This window comes from Brevibacterium sp. UCMA 11754 (assembly GCF_021532275.1).
Lineage (GTDB): Bacteria > Actinomycetota > Actinomycetes > Actinomycetales > Brevibacteriaceae > Brevibacterium.
This window is the reverse complement of sequence record NZ_JACBOT010000010.1, coordinates 142,750-150,188: the sequence shown is the minus strand read 5'-3', so window position 1 is coordinate 150,188 and position 7,439 is coordinate 142,750. Positions and strand designations below refer to the sequence as shown.

10 protein-coding genes and 1 other RNA gene are annotated in these 7,439 nt (G+C 63.6%); 6 read left to right on the top strand and 5 right to left on the bottom strand.

Going from position 1 to position 7,439, the window contains the following annotated elements; all coding sequences use genetic code 11:
• The 5 genes from HX613_RS06325 to HX613_RS06305 all read left to right on the top strand — a co-directional run.
• The coding region (locus HX613_RS06325; protein ID WP_235344552.1) for a hypothetical protein at window positions 1-392 on the top strand (392 nt) is incomplete at its 5' end.
• Window positions 389-700, top strand: a complete 312-nt coding sequence (locus HX613_RS06320) for a sensor histidine kinase (RefSeq protein WP_235344551.1) — start codon at window positions 389-391, stop codon at window positions 698-700. The genes HX613_RS06325 and HX613_RS06320, both read left to right, overlap by 4 nt.
• A complete protein-coding gene (locus HX613_RS06315; RefSeq protein WP_235344550.1) occupies window positions 697-1,101 on the top strand; it encodes a sensor histidine kinase in 405 nt (134 codons plus the stop codon). Before HX613_RS06320 ends, HX613_RS06315 begins: the two co-directional genes overlap by 4 nt.
• On the top strand, window positions 1,098-1,772 hold the full coding sequence (locus HX613_RS06310; RefSeq protein WP_143922147.1) for a response regulator transcription factor: 675 nt from the start codon (window positions 1,098-1,100) through the stop codon (window positions 1,770-1,772). The genes HX613_RS06315 and HX613_RS06310 overlap by 4 nt, the downstream gene beginning before the upstream one ends.
• A gap of 118 nt (window positions 1,773-1,890) precedes the next feature.
• Window positions 1,891-2,178, top strand: coding sequence for an SHOCT domain-containing protein (locus HX613_RS06305; RefSeq protein WP_235344549.1), 288 nt, complete (start codon window positions 1,891-1,893; stop codon window positions 2,176-2,178).
• Window positions 2,179-2,196: 18 nt separating this feature from the next.
• Here HX613_RS06305 and HX613_RS06300 read toward each other — a convergent pair whose 3' ends face one another.
• A complete protein-coding gene (locus tag HX613_RS06300; protein ID WP_235344548.1) occupies window positions 2,197-2,547 on the bottom strand; it encodes a helix-turn-helix domain-containing protein in 351 nt (116 codons plus the stop codon).
• Window positions 2,548-2,712: 165 nt separating this feature from the next.
• On the opposite strand from HX613_RS06300, the gene HX613_RS06295 reads away from it, so the two are divergent.
• Window positions 2,713-3,741: an iron-siderophore ABC transporter substrate-binding protein gene (locus tag HX613_RS06295; protein WP_235344547.1), complete on the top strand. Its 1,029-nt coding sequence runs from the start codon at window positions 2,713-2,715 to the stop codon at window positions 3,739-3,741.
• Between the two features lie 55 nt (window positions 3,742-3,796).
• Here the strand turns inward: HX613_RS06295 and HX613_RS06290 are convergent, their stop codons facing one another.
• From HX613_RS06290 to HX613_RS06275, 4 genes are all read right to left on the bottom strand, one after another.
• Window positions 3,797-5,278, bottom strand: coding sequence for a L,D-transpeptidase (locus HX613_RS06290; protein WP_235344546.1), 1,482 nt, complete (start codon window positions 5,276-5,278; stop codon window positions 3,797-3,799).
• Between the two features lie 182 nt (window positions 5,279-5,460).
• Window positions 5,461-5,556: signal recognition particle sRNA small type (gene ffs, locus HX613_RS06285), an RNA gene on the bottom strand.
• Window positions 5,557-5,605: 49 nt separating this feature from the next.
• Window positions 5,606-6,937 carry an RNA polymerase sigma factor gene (locus HX613_RS06280; protein ID WP_442862589.1) on the bottom strand — a complete coding sequence of 444 codons (1,332 nt, stop codon included), beginning with the start codon at window positions 6,935-6,937 and terminating at the stop codon, window positions 5,606-5,608.
• Complete coding sequence (locus HX613_RS06275; protein WP_235344544.1) at window positions 6,904-7,329, bottom strand: YciI family protein; 426 nt, start codon at window positions 7,327-7,329, stop codon at window positions 6,904-6,906. The genes HX613_RS06280 and HX613_RS06275 overlap by 34 nt, the downstream gene beginning before the upstream one ends.
• Window positions 7,330-7,439 lie beyond the last annotated feature (110 nt).

Genomic DNA, 7,439 nt, shown 5'->3' with positions numbered 1-7,439 from the left:
TCGTATGGGCCGCGCTGGCAAGATCCAGCCTTTCCGGCGTGTGGGCCCACGGTTCCAGGCAATCCTCCTGGTCAGGGGAGGGTCCGGGCGGAATGTGGGCGCAGGGGCTCACCGGACCTCAGATGACGCCGTTCTATGCGGCATTCCTCTTCGCTCTCGTCGTGGCCATGGTCCGCGGGCATCAGATCTGGGCCATCGCCTCGGCCGCTGGTGTCTGGTCGGGCGCCCTGCTGCTCGGCTCCTTCCTCGAAGTCGACTGGTCGGTGGGGCGTGTGGCCTCTGCGACGATCGGTCTGATCATCACTCTGAGCATCGGAGCCTTCGCCCGACGCAGGCGCGAGGGCCGGAGGATCGCGGCCGAGGAGGCGCGCGGGCCCGGCACCATGAGGTGATTGAGGCCGAAAGGCTGCGCATCGCCAGAGACCTGCACGATGTGCTGGGCCATTCCCTGTCGCAGATCAACGTGCAGGCCGGTGTGGGCGAACACCTCATCGACCGCGACCCTGAGCAGGCCAGAGGCGCGCTCGCCGCCATCAAGGAGCTGAGCCGAACGGGACTCAACGAGGTCCGCTCCGTGCTCCACACGATGCGCTCGGACGCTGCCGACCCCGACCCGGCCGGTGTCGGCGAAGGTAGGGCCGAGCTGTTGGCCCCAGTGCCTGGCCTCGACGATCTGCCGGCACTCATCGCGCCGCGATGACGGGTCGACCATCCATCCACCTCGATGACAGGCGCGAACTCAGAGCCGACGGCACTCGAGAGAACCCCGGCAGTGCCGCCGATGCGGCCGCCTACCGGATCGCGCAGGAGGCGCTGACGAATGTGGTCCGCCACGCTCACGCCACTCGGGCGAACGTCAGAGTTTCCCGTGACGGCGAGTTCCTGCACATCGAGATCGGCGACGACGGCCACGGAACCGACGAAGCAAGCCTCGGGCGAGACGACGACTCGGGCACCGGAATCATCGGGATGCGGGAGAGGACCAAGCTCCTCGACGGAACCTTCGAGATCACCTCGGCGAGCGGGGACGGCACGCACATCAGCGTCCGGCTGCCCTGGGCCAGCAGACACGGACGATCAGATCGGCAGGGTCAGGTATGAGCGATATCTCGGTGGCGATCGCCGATGACCACCAGCTGGTCCGCGCCGGCTTCGCCTCGCTGTTGGACGCGGAACCGGGCATCAGCGTGCGCGTGCAGGCCTCCGGTGGGGAAGAGCTGCTGGAGAAGCTGGCGGCGACGCCGGTCGACGTCGTGCTCATGGACATCCGGATGCCAGGCGGTGACGGACTGTGGGCCACAGAGGCGATCGCAGCCGATCCAGGCCTCGGCCACGTGCGGGTCGTGCTGGTGACGACCTTCGGCCTCGACGAGTACATCGTGCGCGCGGTCAGGGCAGGCGCCAGCGGATTCCTGCTCAAGGACACCGAGCCGGTCGACCTGATCAGAGCGGTGCGCGTCGTTGCCGAGGGTGAGGCGCTGCTCTCGCCCGAGGTGACCAGATACCTTTTGTCGAGGATGTCCTTGGGCCTGCGGGCGGAGCCGGCAAAGCATCTCGACGTATTGACACAACGAGAACGTGAGGTCCTCGCTCTCGTCGGTCAGGGGCTGTCGAACGACGAGATCGCAGGCCGGCTGGTCCTCTCCCCGCTGACGGCGAAGACCCATGTCTCGCGCATCATGACCAAAACTGCGGCACGCGACAGGGTCCACCTGGTCGTGCTCGCCTATGAATCCGGGTTGGTCTCCCCGGGGTGGCTGCGCGACCAGTAGAAGCTCATCCCCAGCGAGTACTCGAAGTGACTCCCGGTGGGGGATTCGCCGTGGCGACCGCCGGCGAAGGATGGATGCCATATCCACGAGCGACGTGGATTCCTGACAGGGAGGCATCATGCACATGGAACACGGACCCGCGGCCTGGCCGCTCTTCTTCCTCATCCCGATCTTCTGGGTGCTCATCATCGGATTGGTCGTCACCCTCATCATCACGCTCAACCGGCGTCGCTGGCGCCAAGCAGGGGGACCACCCTGGGCGGATGCGCAGGGCCGTTTCGGATCGACGAAGAACGCGGAGGCGACCCTGTCTGAGCGCTTCGCCCAAGGCGATATCGACGAGGCCGAGTATCGGGCACGGCTCGAAGTGCTGAGAACCAACCAGCTCGATTCCGGGGCGAGCTGAGCCGACCGGCCAGTGGGATCAGGCCACGAGTGAGAGCTGCGCCCGCCCACCGCTGAGCGGGACTGAGTGCCCGTCGACTGCGAACGCGGGCGCAGCTCTCGTCATGGTCGACGCAGCGAGAACGAGGACCTGCGGGAGTGCAAGGCCGAGAACCACGGCGATCGCCTCGATGACCTCCGACGATGGATCCTTGAGGCCGCGCTCGACCTCGGACAGGTATTGGGTTGACACTCCCGAGCGTCGCGACACCTGTGCCAAGGTCAGGGCCAGCTCGGTGCGGCGCAGCCGCAGCACCCGTCCGAGAGTCTCGCGCCACAGCAGTGCCGGGGCCTGATCGCCTTGTCCGTCCGTGACTCGAAGTGGTTCCATGATGTGATCCTAGGAGCGTTCGGCTGCGGTGGCACGGGTTTCTGCTCTGAGCAGACGAATTGCAGCTGAGCCAGTCGAGTTGCACCGATACCACAAGGTTAAGTTAGGCTGTCCTATGTTCATGTCGAGGGGTCGACAGCGACCCCCACAGTCGAAAGGGCACGAATGTCAGCTCATCTCTCTCGCCGGGCCATGGCCATAGGCACCATCGTCACGCTTGCCTTCAGCGCGAGCGCCTGCAGCCAGGGGCCGGCGGATGCGGAGAAGTCGGCCTCAAGCGACTTCCAGACCGTCACGATCGAACATGCGCTGGGCAAGGCCGTCATCGAGGCCGAACCGAAGCGCGTCGTGACCCTCGGCCAGGGCTCGACCGAGACAGCCATCGCTTTGGGCAAGACCCCCATCGGCATGGAGGAATATGCCTGGGGCAGCGATGACACCGGCTATATGCCGTGGATCCATGAGGCGGTGAAGAAGAAGGGGGACAAGCTTCCCACGCAGTTCCAGGGAGATACGGAGCTCGACGTCGAAGCCGTCGCCGAGCTCGAACCTGATGTGATCCTCGCGCCGTGGTCCGGCGTCACCGCCGATCAGTACAAGCAGCTTGACGCCATCGCACCCACGGTTGCCTACCCCAAGCAGCCGTGGACCATCGAATGGGATGAGCAGATCACCACCATCGGCAAGGCACTGGGTCAGAAGAAGGAGTCTGAGGGGCTCGTCGACGACATCAAGACGCAGCTCTCCGAAGCCAAGCGGTCCGAATACGAAGGACTCACATTCTCCTACATCTACAATGACGGACCAGGCACCCTCGGCGTCTTCTACCCCAATGAGCAGCGGGTGGCGATGGTCTCGGCGCTGGGACTGACCCCCGACCCCATCATCAACAAGCTCCAGAAGAACTATGATGCTCCGGGCACGGACTCGGCTCTCATCGGACTCGAGAACGCCGACAAGCTCGACGACTCTGACCTCATCTTCACCTTCTACTCCGATGAGAAGAGTAAGAAGGAGATCGAGTCACAGAGTGTGTACTCCAACATTCCGGCCATCAAGTCCGGTGCGGTAGTCGCTCCCGAAGAACAGGCCTTCGTCACCGCTTCGTCGATCATCAACCCGCTCACCGTTCCCTGGGCGCTCGAGCGCTACGTCCCGATGATCGACAAGGCGGCGAAGAAGGTCAAGAAGTAGACCGCCAAGAGGTACAGCGTCACACAGGAACACAGGGTGGGTGCACTGTGGACAATCAGTCGAGTGCGCTCATCTTCTTCCAGTCGTCCCAGTCGTAGACCCAGTCGGAGATGTCGCTGGCGGCGGTGGACAAGCTGACGTTCGAGCCTGTGATCTCGACCGGATCGCCGAAGATCGCCGAGTCGTAGTACTGCTTGGCGCGCGCGGTGGAGAGGTTGATGCATCCGTGGGAGACATTCGCCGATCCTTGGACGCCTGTCGACCAGGGAGCGGCATGGACGAATTCTCCGTTGTTGTGGATGCGCACGGCCCAGCGCACGTCGGTTTCGTAGTCCCACTGCTCGGAGGTCATCGTGTAGTCTGCCGACTTCGACATGACCACATGGGTTCCGTTGTAGGACGGAGACTTCGCCGCACCGAGTGAGGCGGGGAAGTTCATCACCTCTTTGCCATCGCGGGTGACGACCATGCGGTGAGACTTGGCATCGGCCTTGACTATCTGCTTGCGGCCGATGTCGAAGTCGAGTGTGAGGTCGTTCTGGCCGACCGTCTTCGCCGTGGTGGGGACGTTCTTCAGAGGCGCGTCGACGGAGACCTTCGAGTGCGCGGGCCAGAAGTCCTTGGGTCGGAAGTGCAGACGTGACTGCGGATCATCGGGCAGCCATGCCCATGAGCCCTCGACCTTGCGCTTCTTGCCCTCGTTGTCGGTGACATTGACCGTCAGGCGGCGCTCGACATCGTCACGGTACTGCTTGCTCACGGTGGAGCCGAAGCTGAGGATGATCGGGGCGCCGACGCCCACGGTCTGGTCATCGGAGAGGGTTGTGCGCACGGACATCGGTGAGGCGTCACCGGCTGAGACGTTGACCGTGGACGTGAAGTCGTGTTCCTCCCCATCCGCCGAAGTGGCTGTGGCCGATAGCTCGTAGGTGCTGTCAGCGACCAGGTCGTAGGCCGAAACCCAGGCCGCAGCGTCGTCGGGAGCGATGACTGAGTGCTTGTCCTCGGCGGAGTCCTCCTTCGCAGCGGCTTCGGTTGCAGCGCTTTCGCTCGGCGACGAGGTGCCCGCCTCATCAGAGGACTTCTGGCTCTGGTCGGCTGCCTTGAGTTCGGCCCCAGTGGTGTCGAAGAAGACGCCGGGGTCAGATGTGATTCTGGGGTGTTCGGACTCGGTGATCGAAATATCGCTCAGCGTCGCGTTCTCGACGCTGAGGCTGATGCGCTCGCCCGGTGCGGCCGTGGAGTCTGCTCCGGATTCGACGACTTCGCCGCCCTGTCCCGGGACGGGTGACTGGGTGCCGGTCGGCTCGGCCGATGAAGTGGAACCGGAGGTCTTCGCTGAAGATCCCCGCGCAGAGGACTTGGCTGCCTCGTCCTTGGAGACGGTGCCGACTCGGAAAATGGGTTCGGCAGCAGCCTCGGCGGACTTCGCAGCATCGCGGGTGGCATCAGGGTTAGAGCCGGAGGGGGTGCAGGCTGTGAGCAGAGCGATTGCCGATAGGGCAGCAACCGCCCCGTGTATCTTCTTGGGTGACAAAACAGGGATCCTCGTTCGAGCAAAGGGGATGAGAGCTGCCGACCATGTTAGTGAAGCCAAATCACGAAAGTATTAAAGCACCGCCTGAAATCCTCGGGAATTGCCCATTTTTCGCCGTCGAGAGTGGTCCTGACCTGGACTGACATAGGGGAGGGGGAGTTGTGGAATTGTGACCTTGGGAAACGAAGGACTCCCCGTGCACCCGCCAGAGCTCGCTTACCCTTGCTGCCTTCCGGCCCTGGGGGAGTTCACAAGATGACGCCGCACGGGGAGCCATCGATCAGTGTAGTCGAGAGCATCCTCGAGGCACAAAACGAGGCGGCTGGATCAGTTGTCGGTGCTCTCCTCCGGCCGGCCCTCAACTCTGCGCATCTTGGCAAGGAGGACTTCGCGTTCTCGGTCATTGGCCGTCAGGGTCGCCGCGCGTTCGAATTCGCCCCGCGCTTCCTGCTCCCTGCCGAGGCGGGACAGGAGTTCACCGCGCACGCTGGGAACAAGGTGAAATTTCCCAAGTGCTCCCGTGGAGTCGATGTCATCGACGAGGGTGAGAGCGCGTGCTGGGCCATGCGCTTCGGCGATCGCGATCGCCTGGTTGAGCTGAGTGACAGGTGAGGGAACGGCTCGGTTGAGCATGTCATAGAGGGACGCAACGCGCACCCAATCGGTGGCCCCAACGCTTCTGGCTTCGGCATGACACCAAGCGATCATGGCTTGGAGCGTATAGGGGCCGAGTGCAGTTCGGAGATCCTGGGCGGTTCCAAGACTGCGAGAGCCGAGGCGGATGAGCGAGCGATCCCATTTCGATCGGTCCTGATCGGCTAACAGGATCGGCTCGCCGTCTGCCCCCACGCGGGCAGGGAATCTGGCCGCGGTGAAGGCCATAAGGGCGACGAGACCGTGGACCTCCGGATCGTGAGGGAGCAGACCGGCAGTCACACGGGTCAGTCGGAGAGCCTCCATTGCCAGTTCTGGACGCATCCAGTCGGGTCCGGAGGTTGTCACGTGCCCCTCCGCGAACATGAGATAGAGGACCCCGAGCACACCCTTGAGCCGCTCCGGCTGTTCGTCGGCCGCTGGAAGCTCGAAGGGAACCTGAGCATCTGCCAGGGCCCGCTTCGCCCGGACGATGCGCTGCTGCACTGTCGAGACTGGAATGAGGAACGCCCGGGCGACCTGTTCGCTGGAGAGGCCGCCCACAACCCGCAGGGTGAGTGCGAGCTGGGCGCTGCGACCGAGTACTGGATGACAGGCGATGAAGACGAGACGGAGTACATCGTCCTCGATGTCGTCCGGGTCCCAGGGGAGATCACCCAAGTCCGCGTCCTGACGGATTTCGAGCTCCCCGGCAAGCTTCACCAGACGATCGTCAAGTCGCTCTCGCCTTCGCCACGAATCGATTGCCCGACGCTTGGCAACCGTGGTCAGCCACGCGGCCGGGTTAGTCGGAACTCCGGATTTCGGCCACTGGGACAGCGCATCGGTCACTGCTTCCTGGGCGAGATCCTCGGCGAGCCCGAAATCGCCGACGTAGCGGGTCAGGGCCGCGATGATCTTCGCTGCCTCGATCCGCCACGTCGCGGCGATGACCCGGTGAACCGCATCGGTGTCATCGGCTGGGGCATTGGTCAACTGCCGGCCAGTTTCCCTTCGGCGATCCATTCCTGTTCCTTTTGGATCCACTCATTGTCCTGAGGGAAGTCCTCCGGTCCGTTGACGCGTCGCACCTCGATCTGGGATCCGGCGCCCAAGGGGGCCCGCTTGGCCCACTCGATCGCTTCCTCCTGTGACGAGACCTCGACCATCCAGAAGCCGTTGAACAGCTCCCGCAATTCTCCATAGGGGCCGTCTGTGACGACGGGATCGTCCTCACTGAAATCGACGACTGCCCCATCGGCGGCGTCGGAGAGTCCCGCACCGTCGGCCATGACCCCGGCGTTGACCATGGATTCGTTGTAGGCACCCATGTCGGCGATGATCTTCTCGAAATCGGCGGTTTCGTAGGCGTCCACAGCGGTCTGGTCGACTGCGCGCATGATGAGCATGAACTTCATGATGACTCCTTAGTCAGCAATGTTTCAGAGAGTCACGGTCGAGACCCTCTCATGCAATACGTCGAACAAGTCTATGCCGCATCGACACACGGCGGGAATGTTTTTTGCGC

What these genes read in the sequence shown, in the direction of transcription:
- HX613_RS06315 (WP_235344550.1), top strand. Translation starts at nt 697, where the DNA reads ATGACGGGTCGACCATCCATCCACCTCGATGACAGGCGCGAACTCAGA.
- HX613_RS06310 (WP_143922147.1), top strand. Translation starts at nt 1,098, where the DNA reads ATGAGCGATATCTCGGTGGCGATCGCCGATGACCACCAGCTGGTCCGC.
- HX613_RS06305 (WP_235344549.1), top strand. Translation starts at nt 1,891, where the DNA reads ATGCACATGGAACACGGACCCGCGGCCTGGCCGCTCTTCTTCCTCATC.
- HX613_RS06300 (WP_235344548.1), bottom strand. Translation starts at nt 2,547, where the DNA reads ATGGAACCACTTCGAGTCACGGACGGACAAGGCGATCAGGCCCCGGCA.
- HX613_RS06295 (WP_235344547.1), top strand. Translation starts at nt 2,713, where the DNA reads ATGTCAGCTCATCTCTCTCGCCGGGCCATGGCCATAGGCACCATCGTC.
- HX613_RS06280 (WP_442862589.1), bottom strand. Translation starts at nt 6,937, where the DNA reads ATGGATCGCCGAAGGGAAACTGGCCGGCAGTTGACCAATGCCCCAGCC.
- HX613_RS06275 (WP_235344544.1), bottom strand. Translation starts at nt 7,329, where the DNA reads ATGAAGTTCATGCTCATCATGCGCGCAGTCGACCAGACCGCTGTGGAC.